Origin of the sequence: Sphingobacterium sp. SGG-5 (genome assembly GCF_011043525.1) — a bacterium.
Lineage (GTDB): Bacteria > Bacteroidota > Bacteroidia > Sphingobacteriales > Sphingobacteriaceae > Sphingobacterium.
The window spans coordinates 84,974-107,487 of record NZ_JAAKGO010000005.1; the positions used below are offsets into that span (position 1 = coordinate 84,974).

General features: G+C 45.5%; 15 protein-coding genes. 6 read left to right on the plus strand and 9 right to left on the minus strand.

Annotated elements, in window-relative coordinates:
• Positions 1–11: 11 nt before the first annotated feature.
• From G5B30_RS08960 to G5B30_RS08975, 4 genes are all read left to right on the plus strand, one after another.
• Positions 12–1,535 carry a SulP family inorganic anion transporter gene (locus G5B30_RS08960; RefSeq protein ID WP_165319647.1) on the plus strand — a complete coding sequence of 508 codons (1,524 nt, stop codon included), beginning with the start codon at positions 12–14 and terminating at the stop codon, positions 1,533–1,535.
• A 170-nt stretch (positions 1,536–1,705) separates the two neighbouring features.
• Entirely contained in the window at positions 1,706–3,733 is a 2,028-nt protein-coding gene (locus tag G5B30_RS08965) for a hypothetical protein (RefSeq protein WP_165319648.1), read from the plus strand.
• Positions 3,734–3,739: 6 nt separating this feature from the next.
• The gene (locus tag G5B30_RS17285; protein WP_206367065.1) at positions 3,740–4,960 is read left to right on the plus strand and encodes a formylglycine-generating enzyme family protein; all 1,221 of its coding nucleotides are present in this window, start codon (positions 3,740–3,742) and stop codon (positions 4,958–4,960) included.
• Positions 4,961–4,972: 12 nt separating this feature from the next.
• Positions 4,973–5,776, plus strand: coding sequence for a response regulator transcription factor (locus tag G5B30_RS08975; RefSeq protein ID WP_165319649.1), 804 nt, complete (start codon positions 4,973–4,975; stop codon positions 5,774–5,776).
• Between the two features lie 53 nt (positions 5,777–5,829).
• Here the strand turns inward: G5B30_RS08975 and G5B30_RS08980 are convergent, their stop codons facing one another.
• Positions 5,830–6,615 carry a hypothetical protein gene (locus G5B30_RS08980; protein ID WP_165319650.1) on the minus strand — a complete coding sequence of 262 codons (786 nt, stop codon included), beginning with the start codon at positions 6,613–6,615 and terminating at the stop codon, positions 5,830–5,832.
• A gap of 324 nt (positions 6,616–6,939) precedes the next feature.
• Here G5B30_RS08980 and G5B30_RS08985 point away from each other — a divergent pair, with 324 nt between their 5' ends.
• The gene (locus tag G5B30_RS08985) at positions 6,940–8,502 is read left to right on the plus strand and encodes a M60 family metallopeptidase (RefSeq protein WP_165319651.1); all 1,563 of its coding nucleotides are present in this window, start codon (positions 6,940–6,942) and stop codon (positions 8,500–8,502) included.
• Between the two features lie 14 nt (positions 8,503–8,516).
• Here G5B30_RS08985 and G5B30_RS08990 read toward each other — a convergent pair whose 3' ends face one another.
• Positions 8,517–8,798 (minus strand): GNAT family N-acetyltransferase, encoded by a 282-nt coding sequence (locus G5B30_RS08990; protein ID WP_165319652.1) that lies wholly within the window; start codon positions 8,796–8,798, stop codon positions 8,517–8,519.
• A 135-nt stretch (positions 8,799–8,933) separates the two neighbouring features.
• Here G5B30_RS08990 and G5B30_RS08995 point away from each other — a divergent pair, with 135 nt between their 5' ends.
• Entirely contained in the window at positions 8,934–11,033 is a 2,100-nt protein-coding gene (locus G5B30_RS08995; protein WP_165319653.1) for a TonB-dependent receptor, read from the plus strand.
• Positions 11,034–11,065: 32 nt separating this feature from the next.
• Here G5B30_RS08995 and G5B30_RS09000 read toward each other — a convergent pair whose 3' ends face one another.
• From G5B30_RS09000 to G5B30_RS17550, 7 genes are all read right to left on the minus strand, one after another.
• Positions 11,066–11,965 carry a phosphodiester glycosidase family protein gene (locus tag G5B30_RS09000; RefSeq protein WP_165319654.1) on the minus strand — a complete coding sequence of 300 codons (900 nt, stop codon included), beginning with the start codon at positions 11,963–11,965 and terminating at the stop codon, positions 11,066–11,068.
• Between the two features lie 11 nt (positions 11,966–11,976).
• On the minus strand, positions 11,977–13,143 hold the full coding sequence (locus G5B30_RS09005; protein WP_165319655.1) for an ElyC/SanA/YdcF family protein: 1,167 nt from the start codon (positions 13,141–13,143) through the stop codon (positions 11,977–11,979).
• Between the two features lie 12 nt (positions 13,144–13,155).
• A complete protein-coding gene (locus G5B30_RS09010) occupies positions 13,156–14,871 on the minus strand; it encodes a BACON domain-containing protein (protein WP_165319656.1) in 1,716 nt (571 codons plus the stop codon).
• Positions 14,872–14,873: 2 nt separating this feature from the next.
• Positions 14,874–15,836, minus strand: a complete 963-nt coding sequence (locus tag G5B30_RS09015; RefSeq protein WP_165319657.1) for a sugar phosphate isomerase/epimerase family protein — start codon at positions 15,834–15,836, stop codon at positions 14,874–14,876.
• Positions 15,833–17,605: a RagB/SusD family nutrient uptake outer membrane protein gene (locus tag G5B30_RS09020; protein ID WP_165319658.1), complete on the minus strand. Its 1,773-nt coding sequence runs from the start codon at positions 17,603–17,605 to the stop codon at positions 15,833–15,835. Before G5B30_RS09020 ends, G5B30_RS09015 begins: the two co-directional genes overlap by 4 nt.
• A 53-nt stretch (positions 17,606–17,658) precedes the next feature.
• Positions 17,659–21,132, minus strand: coding sequence for a TonB-dependent receptor (locus G5B30_RS09025; RefSeq protein WP_240903163.1), 3,474 nt, complete (start codon positions 21,130–21,132; stop codon positions 17,659–17,661).
• 197 nt (positions 21,133–21,329) lie between these two features.
• On the minus strand, positions 21,330–22,496 hold the full coding sequence (locus G5B30_RS17550; RefSeq protein ID WP_165319659.1) for a FecR family protein: 1,167 nt from the start codon (positions 22,494–22,496) through the stop codon (positions 21,330–21,332).
• Positions 22,497–22,514 lie beyond the last annotated feature (18 nt).

Sequence of the window (22,514 nt, forward strand, 5' to 3'; positions counted from 1 at the left end):
ACGTCAAATTTATGCGTAAACTTGCCTTAAATAATTCCAATATCAATTTTAAAAACGAAATTTTTGCCGGGTTGACAGTCGCGATGACTATGATTCCTGAATCCCTATCTTTTGCAATCCTCGCAGGCCTGACACCACTCACCGGTCTGTATGCTGCATTTTTGATGGGTATCGTCACCGCTATCTTAGGTGGGCGCCCGGGTATGGTATCTGGAGGAGCTGGCGCCACAATTGTCGTCCTCATCGCTTTAGCAGCGACCCACGGCGTGGAATATTTGTTTGCCACGATAGTCCTTGCCGGCATCATTCAATTGTTAACAGGGGTATTTAAACTTGGAAAATTTGTAAGGCTAATACCTCAACCCGTCATGTATGGATTTCTCAACGGGCTAGCCATTATCATCTTTATGGCTCAATTGGAGCAATTCAAAGTCTATGAAGGAACGACATTTTCCTGGATGCAAGGCGGTCAGCTCTATACCATGGCGGGATTGGTCGGCCTAACCATTTTAATTGTCGTGTTACTCCCCAAAGTCACTAAGGCCATCCCTGCCTCGTTAGTTGCCATCCTTGTTGTATTTGCCATCGTCTACTTTGCGCAGATCGACACAAAAACAGTTTTCGATATCGCGAGCGTCAGTGGTTCTCTGCCCACTTTCCATATTCCCAGCGTACCATTTGAGTGGCAGACCTTACAGATTATATTTCCTTATGCACTTGTCATGGCAGGTGTAGGTTTGATCGAGTCGCTTTTGACTCTCAATATGGTTGATGAAATCACGAATTCAAAAGGAAATAGCAACCGGGAAGCCATGGCCCAAGGGACGGCTAATATGGTCAACGGATTTTTTGGTGGCATGGGGGGATGTGCGATGGTCGCCCAAACCTTGGTTAATCTTAATGCAGGTGCCAGAACCCGGATTTCTGCTATCATCGGAGCACTGACCATACTCGCGATTATCCTTGTCGGCGCACCATTTATCGAGCAGATTCCCATGGCGGCCTTGGTGGGTGTCATGATGATGGTGGCTATCAGCACTTTTCAGTGGGTGTCGCTGCGGATCATTAACAAAATGCCGAAATCAGACATTTTCGTCGGCATACTTGTTGCAGGTATTACAGTTGTTCTGCATAATTTAGCCCTTGCCGTGTTAGTAGGCGTAGTGGTATCCGCACTCGTCTTTGCCTGGGACAATGCCAAAAGAATTCGAGCACGGAAGTCGGTCACTCCGGACGGATATAAGGTATACGAGATTTATGGACCACTGTTTTTTGGTTCTGTCACTAATTTTTTGGAAAAGTTTGATATTCAAAATGACCCCGATATAGTTATTATTGATTTCCAAGAGTCCCGTGTAATGGACATGTCCGCCATCGATGCCCTGCACAAAATAACCGACAGGTATGCCAGTGTGAACAAAAAAATTGTTTTACGTCACTTGAGCGAAGACTGTCGCAATCTTTTACAAAACGCGAAAGGCATAATCGAAGTTAACATCGAAGAGGATCCGACGTATAGGGTGATGCCGGGGTAATTTACAAACCGTTGTCATACGCTTTAATACAAAATGCAGAATTAAACCTCAACCTGTAAATACCTGAAAACAGGTATTGTTATACAACTTTATTATTTTATATCTTTAAGTGTCATTTGTGATTTGAAAATGTACTACTTACATTAAGCAAATGAATAAGAATGCTTACCATGATCAAGAAACTATTTTTTTTACCTATTTTGGTCGTCTGTATAGTTATCATGGCCACCAACGTCCAAGGACAGGAAACCTATCCAGCTCGGGTAGTGACGGGTCCGAATTTTGCACAGGATCTATTCTATTCTAACGTGACCCAACAAGTGATCAAAAGCAAAATCCCACACCTACATAGTTTAGAACTGAAATTCGGATTAGCCAATTGGTATTGGACGACCAACCCTACGGTAGCATCGGCTACCACTTCCCTCTACGTCGAACTCAACATTGATTATGTAGGATTTGTAATGAACCTGCCCAATGGGGGCAGTCAACGGTTGACCTTTGCAGAAGCCAATCTCAACCCTCCGACAGGATATTCGATTTCCGGGATAGAGGTAGATATCGAATTTGGCAAGGCCAGCGCACGAGCCACGGCGTCCCTTGCAGTACAGGGTGCAAATTATGGGCAAATCCGAAAAAGCAGTTTTGGAAGTGTCAAGTTCAATTCCGATCAGGATAGAGAGCGTTTCAATAAATTTATCAAAGATAACAAGCTGAATACCGTCAGGGATATTTTCTCCGCTTTAGACCCACAGGTTTCTATCAGAAATCTGGGGAAATGGGCAGACTACTCATTTAGTCTGGGAAACATCAATACCTATATCCAAAAAGTATGGGCAGAGAGCAGTATAAAGATCAAGCTTGACAACTTCCTGGCCGATGCCAAAAATGCAGAGTCCTTCGGAAGAACAGATGAGGCCATCGAAAAATATACCGCCGCTTACAGCGTCAAGCAAGACCCTGCCATAAAAGCAAAAATAGACGAATTAAAAAACAAGAAAAAAGAACAGGAAGCCTCGCAGCAAAATGCGCAAAAGATGCAACAGCAGGGAGAAAAGGTCGATAACTTTGACGGTACATCAGGCAATAACACCAAACAAGATCAAGCACAGGATAACAACGTTGCTGTCGCACAAAATAATAATCAAGGGCAGGTCGAACTGGACTTTTGGGGCAATTCCGTCACAAAAAAGGCAGCAGACGGCCGGACAGAAACTGTAAACTACGGCGGCACAGAAGTACACAACAACGAATTCTATCGGTCAGAGATGGCCCAGCGGGCTCGCAATGCAAATGCTCGGAGAGCCCACAAAGCCGAACAGGCTGCCGAAAGAAAACGAGTCGATGACCACAATGATGCGATCTTTGCGCAAGCCCAACGGGGCATTGAGCAGACAAACCGTGACATCGCCGAAATGGATAAGGCTATCGGCCAGCTGGACTACAGTTCGGGCAAGGGGCTACTCGAAAGCAGCGGTAGTCTCGCCAGAGCAGCGACTGCTACCGGAAATGTAGGTCAGGCAAAAGGTGCCTTGATCGGTATGGGTGTAGGGGCAGTGATGGCTATTGGTGAAGGCGCTGCAAAAAGAAAAGCGATCCGGGAAGCACGGGAAGAGCGGGAAAGACTCGAAAAAGAACGTATCACGGCATTAAAAAAAGCCTTGCGCAATGCACGTACCTCGGTATTTCGTTATTTTGAACCGGGCGAGCTGCCCACGTCATCGACGAGAGCCAGCGGCAATAACCTGTACTACTTTGTATACGCAGTTGACAACAGCCGGATAGAAGAAAACACCTGCAAGATCTATGCCTCCAATGCATTCGCCGTGGGCCGCTATCCGGATGGCACCTGGCCTATGAAGACCAGAATAGAAGAAGAACTGAATGCCCTCACGCCATTGGAAGAAGTTATCCACGGCCCCTACCCCTCTTTTGAGGAGGCGCAGCGCAATCGGGAGCAGTTTAGCACTTACGCCCAAAAAGCCCGCATGGAAGTCATAGCGGTCGAACACAAAGGATTCAACGTACACACCGAAGGCAACAGTCGCATATCCACAGGACCGGCTTTAGATTTCTTTGGTAACCCGATCAACCCGAAGAAAGAAACCACTACGAAACAGCCCCAAAAGAAAACTACAGCACCACAAAAAACACAAACCACCGAATTGGATTTCTGGGGGAATCCGATAAAAAAATAAAAAAGTATGAAAAAATATAGCATCGTCCTGATTGTCGTGGCATGGATTGGAATCGCTTTACAGACCCAAGCCCAAAGCACGGTCGCACGCTTCAAGTACGAGGATGCCGAAAAGGCTTTTTATGATAAGGATTACCAGACCTGTATCAGCTTATTGGACGAAACCGAGAAACTCCTCGGCAAATCCGCCCCCAATATCCTACACCTGCGCATTATGGCGGAGAGCAAGATATGGGAAGCTGATCCGTACGGCAGCTTCGAGCAGCTCGAGAAACTGCGTCAACTCTGTGATCTGTACCTTAAAAACTACGATATCCTCGGATTGGAGGATAAATATCGGGAAGTTTACGACTTATCAGGGCGGTTGCCTACTATAGAGGTTTTTCACGAGCGAGTGCGCAAACGAACCAAAGCAGATAGTATAATCAACGTCTCGGGTATGCCAATGGCGTTCGTAAAAGGAGGTGCTTTTATAATGGGTAAGAATAAAGAATCAAAGTACTATGATACGACGCCTGAACATAAAGTGAACATACATGATTATTTTATTGGAAAACATGAAGTAACAGTAGCACAATTTAAAGTTTTTATAGAAAGCACTAATTATCTTACTACAGCGGAACAAACAGGGAAAAGCCAGGTTTGGGATAATAAATGGCGCTTTAGAAAAAATATTAATTGGAAACACAATGAATCGGGAGAGTATAGTAAAGAAAACTGTCCTGTTGTGCATGTGAGCTATAAGGATGCTGTAGCATATTGTCAGTGGCTTTCCAAAACAACTGGCGGTAAATTTAGACTTCCTACCGAAGCAGAATGGGAGTATGCGGCCAAGGGTGGACAATACACTCAGGCTTATAAATATAGCGGTAGTAACAATATTGATGAAGTCGCTTGGTATGGAAAAAATAGCCATCACGAAATTCATCCTGTAGGGGAGAAACAACCTAATGAATTAGATATATACGATATGACAGGAAACGTAGCAGAATGGTGCTACGACTGGTATAATAAAAATTATTACTCAATCAGCCCCGAAGATAATCCAAAGGGACCGCCTGAATCTCCAGAAGAAGCTCGTCGTGTTATAAGAGGACAAGATTTTATATGTTCTTTTCTTTCGGATGATAACGTCAATTGGTCGTTACTTATAATATCAAGAGATTGTGATCGTGAAACACAAACAAAAGCCGATATCGGCTTCCGTGTCGTCTATATCCCCGATTAAAATAACTTAATTATGAGCAATAAAGTCGATACCATCTATAACATCTGGCACTCCCACAACAACTATCTGGGTAAAAAATCTATGGCTCCGGCCATTACCGATATCGCCCACTACTTTGCCAATTTATTCTGTCCGGGCGACTTTTACTATTACGTCATCGATTCGCCCACATTGACATTCGATGTGGTAAGCCCCTCCACAACCAAACTATTAGGCATCCCTCCCGATGAGGTAACCCTGCCGCGCCTTATTAACCTCGTCCATCCGGACGATGCTACCTTTATGATGCGTTGTGAGGATGTCGTGGCTTATTTTTTAAAACACTGCGTCCCGCCGGAAAAAATGGTTAAGTATAAGATTACCTATTGTCTGCGCGAGCGTACACTACACAAAGGATACCGCATGTTCTTATTGCAGACCATCACCATGAAAACGACCGAAGATGGTGCTCTGCTCAAAGTATTCGGCTGTCATACGGACATTACCCATATCACCCAAGTCAACAACCGAAAGCTTTCTTTGATCGGCCTGGACGGCGAGCCGAGTTATATGGATCTGGATGTATTCGACGACAACGTTTTTTCAAATTATGAACCATTTGATCTCAAAGGCATTGTCATCGACTCCCCCTACTCCAAACGGGAAATCGAAATCATTAAACATTTGGCTCTTGGGATGACAACAGACAATATTGCCGAAAAACTGTTCGTCAGCCGTAATACCATAGAAACCCATCGTAAAAATATCCTCAAAAAATCAAATTGCAGCAACACCGCCGAACTTGTTGCCCAATGTATCCGTTATGGGTATATTTAATCCGTATTAAATATACCCAGAGTTTCGAAACTTTGGGAAAATTGTTAGACTCTTTAACTTCCAGGAGCCGGTTTTGGCGAAGCATAATCATCACCGTCATCATCCGAGTCCGGATTGTCGTCAAGGAGTAAATCTTGCGGTGTAAGCTGTATCTCGAATGAATAATTATTCTCTCCGGTTTCTTTATGGTGGATCACCCCCGTTTGTGGGTTTACATTGGCAAGGATAGTAGTCTCTGGTGCTATAATCTTAACCTTGTCCTTACCCACCCACTCTATCGTACCGAGTTCACTATAAGAGTCAGTGGCGCTCTTTGCCACCACTTCATATTTGTTTCCCTTGATCGTCATGTTGTAGGTCTCGTTATGCGTATTTTGCCCGTTGGTCGATTTACTCCACCCCAGATAGTTCCGAACTGTTTGACCTTCCTCCGCTTTGAAGATCGTGGCATTAACCGAAGGATGATCGGGAATTTCCACTTCTACCTCCGGACTTTTCCCGGCTTTGTCTACCACAAAATTAATTACAACGTCATCTTTGGACAGACTTACTTCATAATTCTGCTTTTCCGGAACAGGTGAGTTACTTTGCATCTCATACTGTTCATCGTCAAAGACAACAACAGCACTCACTCCCGATCCGGTAACGAGGATGTTAAAATAGCCGGTCGATCCTACTAATACACCACTGTAATGCCCCCAATTGCTGTCTACAAACTTAGGGTTGAACTGATCGCCGTCATCTTTCTGATCGGGATCTTCTTTCGAGCAGCCGACGGCCAATAGCATGATGAGCATGCCAATAACTCCTTTTACACTGTACTTATTCTTCTTTTCCATAGCCTATATATTGATTGGTTTGAGTTCTTTTGTTATCAACAAAAATACATCGTCCACACACTATCAGGCAATACTTGAAAACAGGTATTTTTAACTACAGTCTTTTATAGATCTGTATTAATACCCCAGCAGGAATATTTAGCTTTAGCTTTTCCTTTAGCTGGTGGATCATGGATAGACTTAACTTTCTTTTGCCGGAGAGAATTTCGGATATCTGCAACACAGATGTTACAACGCATGCAAACGTTTGACTTCCCTTTCCTATTTGAATACCTCTCGATTTTGCATTAGTTTAGGAGACATTTATACAAACCCGCTGGAACTATGCTAAGAAAAATCAGTTTCTTTTTTATTATCGGCTTCCTTACCCTACAATTGAATGGTCGGGAGCGTTCACCGTTGATCAACCACATACAGCATGACCTTCAATATTTTGATAACGGTTTGGCCTCACACTTGAATAAGAAATTCAAAAAAAGTGACCTTTCAAAATTCAAAAATGAGGATATGCGTACCGTGGCGGAAGGACTTCTGAATGACACCTATAACACCCAGTACCGCTTAGCGTCTTATCAAGCCAAATTATCACCCAATACATTGGGTCAGAAGCTGTCCATCGGCAATGGTTATAGTCGTTACGAAAATGTCACCGGTATATATCTTCCCAAGGGAAAACATATTGTATTGGTTGACGGCATACAGGAAGACAAAGAAGTGTCTCTATGGGTACCAAACTGGAATCGCCGGGCACCGGAAGGTATCAGCCCTACAAAAGATCCGAACGGCTGGGGTATAAAAAAGGAAATCTTCCGTTTGAAAAATGGCATCAACATCGTTGAGCTGAATAATTTTGACGGCCTGGCTTATATTCACTTCTACTCCGAGACCCCGGACAAAGCGCATGACGTACAGGTTCATTTTGTAAATGCCGCTGTCAACGGTTATTTCGATAGCAGTATCCATAGCGATCAAGACTGGAATAGCCTGCTCGACAATGCGGTATACCCCATCATCGATGCGTTCGGCAAACACATCCAGATCGTTTATCCCGTAGAAGACTGTAAAAAATATGCCTATGGCAGGGGTGTCGAGTTGCTCAATAATTATGACACGTTAGTTGCTCTGCAATTCCGTATCATTGGCCTGGAGAAATATAACCGCATTCCCGACAATAAAATTCTCTCCCGTGTAAACTACAATTATTACATGTTCAGAGACGGCGATGGTGTGGCTTATATGGGTACAAAACCCGGATATGCACTTAATAGGCTAATCGATCCACATTTATTGATGACAAGTGGTGCATGTTGGGGCTTTAGTCATGAGATCGGCCATGTACACCAGTTACGTAATTACTTCAACTGGGCAGGAATGGGCGAGGTATCCAACAACGTCATGACCATGTACGTCACCACATCCGTAGGACAGAAAAGTAATCTGGGTAACAGAAATCATTACGAAAAAGCACGGGACAGCATCATCCATAAAGGCATATCTTACCTCGAAGATGCGGACGTGATGAATAGGCTCGTACCTCTCTGGCAATTGCAGATCTACTTTACAACCGTGGGCAACAACCCCAACTTTTACCCGGATTTATTTGAAACATTCCGGCAGCAGTCGGCGGAGCATGCTATCCAGAATCCGGACAGAAATCCGGCGATCTATCAACTGAATTTTGTCCGAAAAGCCTGTGAAGTCAGCAAGGTCGACTTGACCGAGTTTTTTGATAAATACGGTTTCTTTAAAGTAGGCACTTTTCATGTAAAAGACTATCGAAGTGCCCAATATACGATGACGAAAGAAATGGTAGATGAATGTAAGGAAGCAATTCTGGCGATGCAATTACCTAAGCCGTCGGTAGATATTACGATGCTTACGGATTAAATTTTCATCCTTTTTTAACCCAGCACATCCCGGATATTGACATCTCTGTCAAACATCGATTTGGCGTAAGGGCATAGCGGCACGATTTTTATCTCATTATCCCGCGCATATTCAACGGCCTTATCCAATAACACACGGCCCACGCCCTTCCCTTTTTCATCGGGGTGAACTTCAGTATGTTCGATAATAATCTTATCGTTCCCTGCCGAAGAGTAGACCATCTCCCCTATCTTTTTGTTGTCTTCCAAGGCAATGAAAGCACCTTTTGTTTCTGTTGTTTCATGTTTTACAATCATATGCTATAAGTTTTAAAGCCTATTACCCTATTAAACAATATAAAGCCAATTAAGTTAACAAAAATTATGGAACTTTATAACATTTTTTATACGAAGATATATTCTCAGAACTTATAGCTACTTTAGCCTGCACTTATGCATATTCCTTTTTTAAACAATACGTTAAGCCTTGCCTTGGGATGTGTGGCAGGCCTGCTTCTATCCCATCCGCTGTACAGCCAGTCTTCTGCAGATAGTGCACAGATCAACCTGCAACCTGTTCAGGTCAAAGTTTATTTTCTGCAACAGCCACTGATGAGTGTCACCTCTTCCACCCACATTATATCCGACCATGTCCTTCAACAACAGAGCACAGGTACACTGACCTCCGCCCTCAATACCGTTCCGGGTATCCGGATGGAAGAGCGCTCACCGGGATCTTATCGACTGGCCATGCGCGGGAGTCTCATACGCTCGCCTTTCGGTATCCGCAATACAAAGATATATATTGACGAATTTCCGCTGACCGATGCGGGCGGGAACACCTACCTCAACCTGTTGGATCCTTACGGCATCGCTTCACTGACCGTCATTAAAGGTCCCGATGGCTCGCTATTCGGTGCCAACTCGGGTGGCATCATTCAGATCGATCCCAAAGGGTTTGGAGCGGTACAGGACAATCTGGACGTCCTGCTCACTGGAGGTTCGTTCGGCCTGTTTCAGGAACAGCTGTCCTTTCAGCAGAAAATTTCCGACAAATACCAGTTCTCCTTCGACCAGTCTTTCCTGCGTTCGGACGGCTATCGGGACCAAACCGCTTTGCACCGCAAGACGTTCCAAACGGCACACCAATGGCAATATTCTCCCAAAAACCAGCTCCGTCTGTTTGCCCTGTATACCGATCTGGATTATCAGACACCCGGGGGACTTACCCAAGCGCAATTCGACGAAAATTCTAAAATGTCGAGACCAGCAGCGGGCCCAAATCCAGGCGCTAAAGAACAGCAAGCCGCAATCTACAACAAAACGGCAATCGTAGGGATAACACACACCGCACAGATCAAAGAAAACCTGTCACATACCGTTAGCCTGTTCGGCTCGAACACTGATTTTGAAAACCCTTTCATTACCAATTATGAATTCCGGAACGAAAAAAATCTAGGTACCCGCACATACTTTTCCTGGCATAAGGACGGAATTGATGTTGCCTGGCAGATGCAGGTCGGTACCGAGGCTTACTGGGGATGGAATGAAAGAAAAAATTACGACAACGAGAAAGGGACGCCGGGGGCTACTCAGGACGAAGACCGATTGGACAATTTTCAGCTCAACGTTTTCTATCGAGCAATGGCCCGTTTATGGGATAGGTGGACTATCGAAGGATCTATTGGGTACAATAAGAATACGATCCATTATGTGGAAGATTTCCCGGTAGTGGCCGATCCCAAAGGGACTATCGATTTTGCGGGCATCTGGATGCCCCGGATAGCGACGTCTTACGCTTTTAGCGACAACTTCACTTGGCGGGCGTCTGTAGCTAAAGGTTACTCGACGCCCACACTGGAAGAGATACGTCCTTCCGACCGGATCATCAATACAGACCTGCAGGCCGAGACGGGCGTGAACATCGAAACCGGATTCAGATATGCCCTCGCTGCCCAAAAATTGTTGATAGACCTTACGGCCTATCGATACAATATGCAGAACGGAATCGTCCGTCGCGTCAACGAACTGGGCGAAGACTATTATGTCAATGCCGGCGGAATGAAACAAAAGGGAGTAGAAATAAGCGTATGGGCGAACGTGCTAACCCCGAGAACCACCGGTGTATTACGTGCTTTATCGGTACAATCTGCTGCGGCTTATCAGCACTATCGCTTTGGGGAATACCAGGTAGATGATAAAGATTATAGTGGTAACAAGATGACTGCGGTACCGGAATGGACCTGGTCCAATGCATTGCAGGTCCGGTTGTGGCAACGCTATGCGTTAAACATACAGCACTACTTTATGTCTGACCTTCCGTTGGATGATGGGAATACGGTTTTTGCGGCAAAGTATCATCTGCTACAGGCGAAGCTAAACGTTGCGTTGCCCCAGATCAAGCGGATGACACTGCATGTCTTCGCCGGAGGCGATAATCTGCTCGACGAACGATACAGTCTTGGAAATGATATCAATGCGTTTGGAGGAAGGTACTTCAACCCTGCAGCAGGCCGCAATTTCTATGCAGGGGTGAGAGTGGGAATAAAATAGGGACGGCGATATAGCCGTCCCTTTAATTGATTTTACTGCGCTTTTACGGTAAATACCGTAGCCACTCCCCTTTCGCCTTCATGATCAAACTTTCCATTGTCTGTCGGATGGTTCACGACTCCCTCTCCTTTTACCCAAGCTGTCGATGATCCGCCGCCGTCCATGTTGACTGCCGATACACAACCCAATGCGAACATCAGTTCGGATAGGTCAATCGTCGACAGCCCTTGCGATTCCCGAGAACGCCCGTCAACGACGACAGCAAGAAGGTGATTATCCCCTGTCAGTCCCATAACGGTACGGGGGTGTCGGTTGATATTAAACTCCACATTCTGTTGCAAGACTTTCTCTCCGTTCACAATCAATAAGGGACCGCCGGCAAGGACATTTGCCGCACCCACAACGCCCCAACCGCCGGATGGCTTTTGGACAATTTCGGCTTTTCCGGTACTGGAAAGCGTAAAGGCGCCATTTTCCCGATAGGGATTAAATCCTGACCGCGTCTGATTAATGACATTCCCCCCTGTTTTAAAATAGACGGTAGAGCCTCCTGTCGATGTATTGAAGTAACTACCGTTAAAAGCAACGTCAGCATCCTTTTGCTCGGCCGCCGCACTTGTTTTCAAAAAACCAGAAGTGACATAGGGTATTTCGATTTTGATATCCGGATCATTGAGATCGATATCAAATAGGGTCACATACTGTCTCGATCCCAGCAGGTTGGTAAAATGATAATACTTCCAGACGATACCCGGCGCAACTTCCGTCGTTACCCAATTGGTGCTCTCCAATAACTCAACGAGATCGGTATTACTCTGGTTATTTTCAATGGGAGCAGGTAGCTGCGTACCCTCACCTTCATATTTATCGCATCCTACAAAAAAGACAGATGCAAGAAAAACGGATATATAGATTAAAAAATTCTTTTTCATAAAGTTTTTAGTTATTTATTGTTAACAGGCCATTTCAGTTTCAATCGCTTCGGATAACCTTCCACGATCTGTTTATCCACTATGTTAAGAACCTCTCTGTTTTTGTAGAGCAACAGTGTTTTCGTACGACTGTCGTAATAAGCTGCCGAAGGGTTTACTTTACCCCATCCAAAAGGATACATGGGGAATACATCGGCTATGGTCAGCGAACTCACGACTTCAAAGGGCTTTCCTTTTTTACGCTTTGCTACGTATATTTCTTGGTTGCTAAATACATAGAGTTCGTTTCCTACGATATAGGCCGCGTCGACGGCTTTATCCGATGGAGAAATTGGCAATCCTTTTACCAAATGACTTAATGGCATAGGTACTACCTGTTGCCGGCCATTTGAAAAGGGAATGATGCCATAACTCGAATCCTTGATAATAATCCAACGTTTGTTTTCGCGATCTGCCACAATTTCATCCACACCGACTTGCCAGCCCTGCGGGAGATTCGGAAAAAGAACCGTTAATGGTTTCCATTGGTATGTTGTATTGCTCTCCTGTACGTACACGTGTTTGCCAAAGAAATAATGTTTCTTTCCCGCTACGTCCATTACCGCATCCGGTGTAGGCCACAGGCCTCGTAGCACAAATGTTTCATTGTCCTCTTCTCCGGTAAAAATCTTGCCGTAGTCCAACATATCGGTGGCTTTCGGTTTGATGTTTCCCTCGATAAAGAATTGCGCAACCACGCCATCGTATCGCTCAAAGCGAGCAGCTACCGCAATGGCGTGCCAATGGTCGGAAACCACGTAGAGACTATCTTTAGGCTGGATTACCAATTCGCCCTGCGCATCTTTAAGCGCCCTGCTGAAGATATAATTCTGCACGGTTGTCTTCGAGCTTTCTTCCTTATATATTATTTCCGAAGGAACGCCTTTTGCGACCAGTTGATCGTGCATCATTGTCGCTTCACAAATGGACGATGCGTGTGCCGCACACCCCCCTGAGACCACGACTTTATCGAAATGCTGCAAGCGGTACAACCGATAAGCAACTTCGGTTCGATGTGTCAATATCTCCGGATTGTCCGAGCCAAGGACAAGCATAATGGTGTGGGGAGACCTCTCCCCACACCACACCTGTCCTGTAAAAAGACTACAAACACATACTATTAAAATCGTTTTTAGCATACTCCAAATAGTTTATTCCACCAAAGCTCCTATGGTGGTTTTGGCTCCTCGGTCCTTTTGATTCCGATCCTTGGCAATCAAGGCATCCAATGCAGGGGTATACTGTTGTGCCAATCCGATAAGCTCCGCACCGGTCATACCGTAGGTCAGCGCAGGATTATCCACACCGATAGGCAGGAAATTGCTATTCAGCATGGTCGTTGCATTAAACGTTTCCCCGGTTACTTTGCTACCGCCGGCATTATAGACCTCCGAACCGATGATCGAATTCCGTATCTGCTCGGGTATAGCTCCTGACTCATAAACGTCCACATCGCTACTACCTGCCTTTTGGGTGTTACCCGATACAATAGAGTTGATAATGGTCACCTTATTCGTACCCAACTGTCGAAAAATACCCCCGCCGGGTCCTGCAATATCGTTTCCGGTAATCGTTGAACTAATAACGTGAACTTCGCTATTATTGTATAACATGACGCCACCTCCACCGTGTGTACCAGTACTCTCATTATTATCGATAACACAGTTGACCAGATAACCTTTGGAGCGTTCACGTACATAGAATGCAGCACCAAAGGATGTTCCTTTATTACCACTGATCGAGCAATTGTACATATAGATATTGGCATCTGGATACCCGTGTACCGCAGGAGCAGTTCCTACCGTCGTATTGTTATTAAACGTGGAATTAAAGACATACGCATTGGATTTGTCGACATACAAACCACCGCCGTTTCCGCTGCCTGTATTGTTATCGACATGAGAATCGTACATATACAGTTCGGCACCAACTTGTGCAAAGATACCTGTAGCAACTCCAGATTTTACTCCCTGTCGTTTTGATGTCTTATTTTCCGTAACGGTAACCTTTCGAAGAATAGTTTTTGCACCGCCGATAATCATCCCTGCACCATTTCCTCGACTATAGGCGACACCATTTACCATAATATCTACGTCAATATCCGTACCATCGCCGTCACGGATCGTGATGCCTTCGATCTCCACCTGCTGATCGGTCTCCTTGGGTGCCGTAACAGCTACCACATGGAATACGCCAATACCGGAAGATAGTTTACCAGAGAATATAGTTGGGTTTGCGTCCGGATCCGAAACGGCCCCTTCATTCGCATCAGCCGGATATCCACCGACAATCTTGATATTTTTGCTGATCTCAAATGTCCGGTCTGCCTCGTCACTGCTGCCTGCCCCGGTCAACGGCTTGGTCGGTACATAGGTACCCGCAGCAATATGTATTTCACTGCCACTTGTTGCCTGATTCAGTGCAGTTTGCAAATCTGTCGCGGTGGCCCAGGAACGACCATTCCCACTTGCTCCTGACTTGACATAAAACACACTTACCGTACCAGCTTCCTGAATAACTAAAATATCCCGGGCCAATTCGTCGTTGACGCGTACCGTAACTACACCCGATCGCTCCTCGTCCTCGTTCTTAGGAACCGTAAAAGCGATTTTCTTCTTGCCTTTTGTCCCTGCTTCCTCAGCTAAGGTTATCCAGTCCACGTCTGTGCTCACCTCATAATCCAAATTGGTCAGCAGATCAAACGTATACGTTCCTCCTGCACTCGTCGCTTCGACATAATCCGAACCGACCATAAAGACTTCCTCAAAAGGTTCAGCTTCTTTCTTACAGCCCACCACGACCAGCATGCACAGCAACGCCATGCTTACCTGTCGGATGAAATTTCGGTTAACAAATAGATATTTCATAACTATTTTTTTAAAGATTTTACATAATTTTCATACAGTGTATTATAACAATTGACCAGGTCTCTTTCATCATCGTAAGCACACTCGTAAAGAAAAACTCCCGTATAACCCACATCGTCCAGTGCCTTGAGTATAGCATTCCAATCGTTGTCTCCTTGACCAGAGCATGGAAAATAATGGTTTTCCGCCCGGCCTGTTCCATCGGAGACATGTACGGTCTTCAATTGGCTTCCAAGTGCCCTGATCAACAACTCGGGATTGTCAATATGGCACATATCTACAGCCAGTCCAATGTTTTGTGGTAGTCTGTCCATGATTTCCTTACACTCTTCGATATTACGCATCAACGGTCGCTCACGGTCGCCTGCCATCAATTCCGGGCCAAGCATATTCTCGACAACCAAGGTAGAACCGATCGCCTGTACCGCTGCATTCAGTTCATTCAGCGACTTCAACAGTTGGCTCTTCCGTTGTTCCCGTTGATTAGGTGGATCCAGGTAATAACTCGGATGAAAAAGGATATAGGTCGGTTTCAATACCTTAATATAATCCAACAGCTGGATATGGCCCGCAACGACTTTCTGACGATCTGCCTCGATAATCGTAGACAGATCCATGTAGGCGTCCGCAACCATATGTATGGAGTTCACCTTTATGCCCGCCGTTTCGGTCACCGCCAACACATTCGCAAAGATGCTTTTAAGCTCCGCATCGGTTTTGGAAATTTCACGGTTATTGTTGAAAAATGCACTCGTACCCGATACTTCCACATAGTCGATACCAACGGCTTTTGCATGCTGAAGTTTTTCGTTAGTAAATCCCTGCGCACCAAGCGAGTAACCTAATTTCAATCGATCCGGCACTTCAACCTCTTCCGGATCGGTATCGGGCTTCGTTTTTTCCGACGGTGTGCAACTCAGCGAAAGCGCTATAAACGTTAGAAGGAATAGTTTCTGTATCATCATTTTTCCTCCCATCCAGAGTTTTGTTCTAATTGTTCATTCAACCGAAGATCTTCTTTCGGAATCGGATAATAATAATCCTTATCCTCTTCATCGTCAAATATTCCACCCAGTGGGAAAGGATCCAAATTTCCTTTTGAAGCAGCTTGCTGCCCTGTTTGCGGATCCCGCAGTGTCCTTTGCTGTATATTGATAAAGGAGGTCACTGTCGAAGGTGCTCCATTCGTACTTCCGGTATGCACAAACACATCCGCATTCCCGTCTCCGGTAAAGTCGTAAGCACCTACACCGGGAAAGTATATGCCAACCATCGGTTGCTCGAGCTTCTTACCGGCTTTCCACCGCATCAGATCGTCCCAACGATGGCCTTCATTGAACAGCTCGATCCGTCTCTCCCGACGTATTTCTAAGATCACACCTTTATTGGCTCCCTGATCCACGTTGGGGTATAGCGCTTCCTGATAAGGATCTGGATTGGCATTGGCCTGTGCCATATCCAATGGACCCATATTCACGCGTGAGCGCAATACATTGATCGTCCGGTTCAGATCGGGTTGTGTCAAGGTACCGAGCTCCGCTTTCGCTTCGGCCAGGATCAATAGAGCTTCCGCATAGCGAAAAATAATAATATCATTGTATGCACTATTGGTCACCCATTGATCACGGCTTCCCAAGGCTTTGATCACCCGATATCCGGTGGTGGTGATATTCAGATTAACTGGTTCATTCGTCGTCGACCCATACACTTGAAAATTGGGTCCCGCAGTCGTCTGTGTCAGCCGCGGATCCCGGTTTAACATTTCCTCAGAATAACCGATAGTCTCATAGTTCGGCCGATCGGTAAAACGAGAGCCGTCCGCCATCAAATATGAATTGATGAGATCTTTCGGAATTCCCCAGGCACCATACGTGGGCGATGTCATGGTATACCCCAAATTATGGGTAACGATACCCTTCTCAAAATCTGCCGCCAGAATAGTCTCTGTCATATCTTGATTATCACGCGCAAACAATTCCCGATAGGCTTTCGTCGGGCCGCCTGTGGTGAAGATTGTATACGCGTTGGTTCCGATTAAAGCAGCCGCGGCATCCACCGCTGCCTCAAGAAAAGGCTCATAACCGTCTATGCCGTGGTACTTGCGGAAGGTTCCTTCATATAACCCGATACGTGCTTTAAGCAACAAGGCGGTATATTTCGTGATACGATTGAGTTGTTTCTCCTCCGGAATATTTTCCACTGCAAAATTGATATCTTTCATAACGGAGTCCATCACCAGCTCACGCGAATCACGCGCCTTGTATAAGTCGGGATCATTCGCACTCAGCACTTTACTGTACCAAGGCACGGCGCCAAACCGTTGGACTTTATCAAAATAAAAATACGCGCGAAAAAAACGCGCTACACCGCCATAATGGGCTTTCGCAGCAGCATCGTCTACCTTATGGTAATTTGCGAGAAAATAATTGATTTCTCGTAGACGATCCCAGTTCCAACCGCCTGTACCTTTGGCCGTTGGTGTAATCCGATTACCACGTACACGGTCCGCTATAGTTAAAGGAACAATATTGTCCGATGAGGCGTCATCGGTATACACACCCGAAGTCGGTAATATCCTATAAAAATTATTAGTACCCACTTCAAGGTCTTTCGCGGTATTAAAGAAAAATTCAGCTTCGACCTGATCTTCTGCCGGGCGATCGAGAAAGTCCCGCTCACAGGAGGAAAAGCTCAATAACGCTACCAAAGCCGCTCCTAATTTTAAATATTTCATAGTGTCTATATCTTTTTGAGGTTTCATGATTCGATACATCACAAAACGGTACATTATAAACTTAAATTGACGCCGAAAGAGAAGGTTTTACCCATGGGATAATCGCGCAGATCTGCCCGCTTTACAGCATCACCCGGTCGGGAAAAACTAACAGCTGAACCCGCTTGCTCAGGGTCAATGTATTTTGTCAATCCACCAAATGCCCAGGTAAACATATTCTCTCCACTGAAGAACACCCGAAGCCGGTCGATCTTTGCCCGTTGGGTCCATTTCTGTGGAATAGTATAACCTACGGTTAGATTTTTAACACGCATGAAAGCTACGTTCTCCAGGTAGTAATCGTTCATTTCGTACAGCGAGCGTTCACTGCCCAATGCAACATATCCCCGATAGATCTGTGGATAGGTGTTTTGCGGTTTATCCGGCCGCCAGGCATTATCGATCAGATCCTTACGGATAAAGGAGAGATAAGGGCGCGCGTAAGGTCCCCAATAAAGATCTCCCGTGGGGTACCAATGCTGTTGTCCTACCCCCGCTACCGCTACAGACAGGTCAAAGTTCTTCCAGTTGGCCGACATATTCAACCCAAATGGGAATTGTGGCATCGCATTGCCTATCGGCATAAGATCACCATGATCCTCCAAGGTATAACTGCCCTTGTCGATACGACCATCATCATCCGTATCCAGGTATTTGATATCTCCCGCCTTAAGACCGATCCACTCGGTATTCTGTGCAATATTCATTTCGTAGTTGTACACCTCGCCAAGCGAACTCGCTGGATTTGTAAAACTCTCCATATAGGCTTTGGCTTCCGCATCCGACTGGAACTGCCCGTCTACTTTATAACCCCATATCTCACCAAGGCGCTGGCCTTCCCAATAGGTACTCATGAGTCCTTCCGGATTATCGTACCGGGTAATATAACCGCGGAAGTTGGAGACGTTTGCCGAAACACTGAAATTTAACGGCGAACCGGCGACATCGAATTTATTGCGGTAGCTCACGCCAAGCTCAAATCCATTATTGCGCAACGCGGCGTAGTTTTCCTTTGGCTCCGCTGCACCAAATACAGAAGGCAACGGCGCACCGGGCAGGTACATGCCATCGGTTACTTTACGGTACCAGTCAAAATTTACGAACAACCGGTTATGGAGTACACCTATATCTGCGCCAATATCCAAACTTTGCGTCGTTTCCCAGGTTACGACTTTCGGCAATGGATTTGGTGCATCGGCATAGACAAACCTTTTGCCGCCATCCAACCAGTCCATCTGTCCGACATTCATGAGCTCTTTGAAGGTATTGACGTCTACCGTCTGGTTACCCAAGCGGCCGTAAGATCCTCTCAATTTAAGTGAAGTGACATACGGGCGGATCGGTTCCCAGAAATTTTCTCGATCCATCTGCCAACCCACTGATACCGAAGGGAAGAGTCCCCAACGGCTTTCGGTCGGGAAGCGTGATGAACCGTCATAACGGGCATTCACCTCCAAAAGGTATTTGTTTTTATAGTCATAGTTGAAACGACCGAAATAACCTTGAACCGCCCAATCTAAGGTCGAGCCTTCTATGCTATACATCTCCGTTCCTAAGGATAGGTTAGCCAAATCCCGGATCAGCAATCCATCCATCCGTGCTAATACACGATCGCGATCAAACTCTTCTTGGTTGTAACCCAATAACAATTTGAAATTGTGGTCACTGGCCACTGTACGCTGATACGTACCGTAGACGTTAAAGGCTTTATATTTATCTTTCCAGCGGTATTCACTCAGGCGATTGATACCCGCCGTGAGAAAGTCCAGTTTGCTTCCGGACAAGTACTCAAATTCATTAAACCGGGCAGTACGTCCCGTGTTATCAAACCGATGGCTATAGTCCAGGTTGAACTCCAGTCCTTCCAGCGGAGTGACCTTCACGCGGAATGTATTGGTCAGTTCTTCGGTATTGAATGTCTGCCAGTTGGTACGTGCTTCCATCGCCGCCTGTCCTCCTTGTCCACCTGTTCCACCCGGACCGATATCGGCCGCAATACCATTGACATGTGTAGGATAAAACGCAAAAAGATTGTACCACGATGTCGTACTCCACAATCCACCATAGCCGTTTCGGAAGCCCCCATACTCCTTATCATACTCATTAATGAATTGGATATTATTGGAGATTTCCAACCATTTATTTGGCGAAAAAGTCAGGTTGGTCTTGATATTGTAACGGTCCATATCACCGTCATCTGCAATCTTATTGATGGTTTCACGGTTATATACACGTCCCGAAAGGTAGCCTTTCAACTTTTCCGAACCGCCGGATACCGCAATATTATGAAAGTTAGAGGGTTGATATTGCTTGAATTGATAATCCCACCAATCGGTGTTATAGAAAAACTTATATGTACCATCGGGTTGCAACTCATGAAACGGCTCAATTTCTCCGTTCGCTACCATCTTAATGGCTTGCCAGTCCATCTCGTTATACCCCGTATAGCTCGTTCCGTTGTAACCGTAGATTGCTGCATCGACCGTTTTGCCATACACATAGGGATCGGACAGATAGTCTGTTCGCGTAGTGGGCGTCGTCCATCCAAAGTTATTGGTATAATCTACCTTCATGTCGCCCGCTTTACCTTGCTTGGTGGTAATGAGAATGACACCGAAGGAACCTCGTGCACCATAAATAGCGGCAGAAGCCGCATCTTTCAACACCGTGACACTTTCGATATCGTTCGGATTAACACGTGTAATGTTACCTTCTATCCCATCAATGAGCACAAGAGGTGATCCACCATTGATGGAGTTAAAACCCCGCACGTTGATATCCGGTGTAGCGGTTGGGTCTCCGGTATTGATCTGTATGTTCAGTCCGGGCATTAATCCCTGCAATGTCGACGCAATATTGGCGTCTGGTCGAAGTGCAATTTCATCGGCGTTGATCTGCGCCACTGCCCCCGTTAGGTTTGCTTTTTTCTGTACGCCGTAACCGACGATCACGACCTCATCCAGATCACTTAAGGACATCTGCAGGGTGACGTTGATGGTCTGCCCTTGCTGAAAGTTCAACTGTTGTGCTTCAAAACCAACAGCAGTGATTAAGATACTTCCCGATTGAACCGGAACAGGTAAGCTGAAATAACCCTTATCGTCTGTCGCTATAGCCAGGTTACTGTTGACTAAAGCAACAGTAGCACCGGCAACCGGTCGGCCATTTTCGTCTCTGACATATCCGTCAACGGCTTGTTGCACCGCCACAACGCTTCGATCAAGTTCTTCTTTTGGTTTGATTAAAACAATATTGTTTTCGAGCGCGTAGACAAGGCCATTAGGTGTCAGCACGGTATTCAAGACTTCAGTAAGGTCTTTGTTTTTGACCGATAGGTCTAAATTATGAAGATTCTTTATATGTGCATTGTTATAAAGAAAGTCATAATTCGTCTGCTTCTGAATGGCAACTAACACATCCTGAAAGCTGGCTTGTTTTACAGTAATGGAAATCTTCTGTCCGAATGTGGATGCACTTGCGTGCATCATGGTTCCGAGCAATAGTAAAGAAACCAATTTCATAATTAACAAGTATTTATATAATTCCGCTCTGGAAAAGAGTGAATTAATAGTAAAAATGTGATACATTTGAAAAGTATTTGGTAAATAATTTACTGTTAAGAATGTATTTTATCCATGTACATGATGCGGAAGCGTGGCAGCGCTTCCGTTTTTTTTTAGTCGTTTTATTTCATTACGATGATCCTCCCTTCCACGATTTTGAATTTTATATTGGATATTTTCTCGATATTATCCAACACTTCTGTTAGTTTTCTCGTCCGCTTTATCGCACCTGTAAACCGCTCTTGGGAACGGAATTCATAATCTACCCCCTCAATAGCATACCAGCGCTGGATATCTTCCAGTATCTCCTGAACAGAAGCATTAGTGAACCTAAAGTAACCATCTTTCCAAGCGATAATTTCCTGCACATTCACGCGTTGCTTTACTACACCTCTTCCATGTCTCGAAATGGCCTGCTCGCCTGGATAAAGCAATATCTCATCACTTTCATGATCGATCCGAACCGATCCTTCCAGCAACGTGGTCTGTACCTGTGCTTGATCGGCATATGACTTTACATTGAAGTGTGTACCGAGTACTTGCACTGCTGTGTTTTTAGCATGAACAATAAAAGGTCTGTTTTGGTTGTGCGCAACTTCAAAATATCCTTCTCCCATTAGCTTTACGTTTCGCGTGGATTTATTAAAGTCGGCTGGAATATAGAGCTTGGAATCGGAGTTAAGGAAAACGATAGAACCATCCGGCAATTGCAATGAAAAAGAGGTTCCTTTCGGTGTGCTGACCAAGTGAAACTGTTCACTGGCTCTCGCCGTGCGCGAATAGCTATCATCGAACGACATGGCGATAGAGCCATCGGCCAGCTTCTGCAATACGACACCATCGTGATTGTAGCCGAATGCTGTGCTGTCGTCAAAATCGATGGCTGTACCGTCTGCCAGCTTCAAGATGGCATCTGTGTTTTCGGGCAGTTCGACCGGATTATGCTGTACCACCTCGCCTGGTGATACGGGCGCAATAGGATTGTAACGTATGGTGTAGTAAGCTCCTGCAATCAATACCAAAATCGCTGCTGCAGCACTCCACCATAGAGTGGGCTGCTTATAAAAACGATCTTGGCCCTCATGCTCATACCTATTGTCAAGAAGCTGCATATAGACGCGCTCCTGATCAAATACAGGACTGTCCTCTATATCGACAAGCTGGTCGATGGAGGTTGAAAAATCGTCCTCATGCTCTTCGATGCCTTCCAGCAATTCTTGCAGCTCTGACTCCGAAATCTGGTTTTTCAGGTATTTTTCAATGAGGTGATGAAACCGTTCTTTATGCACAGAATACTTATTTTTTGT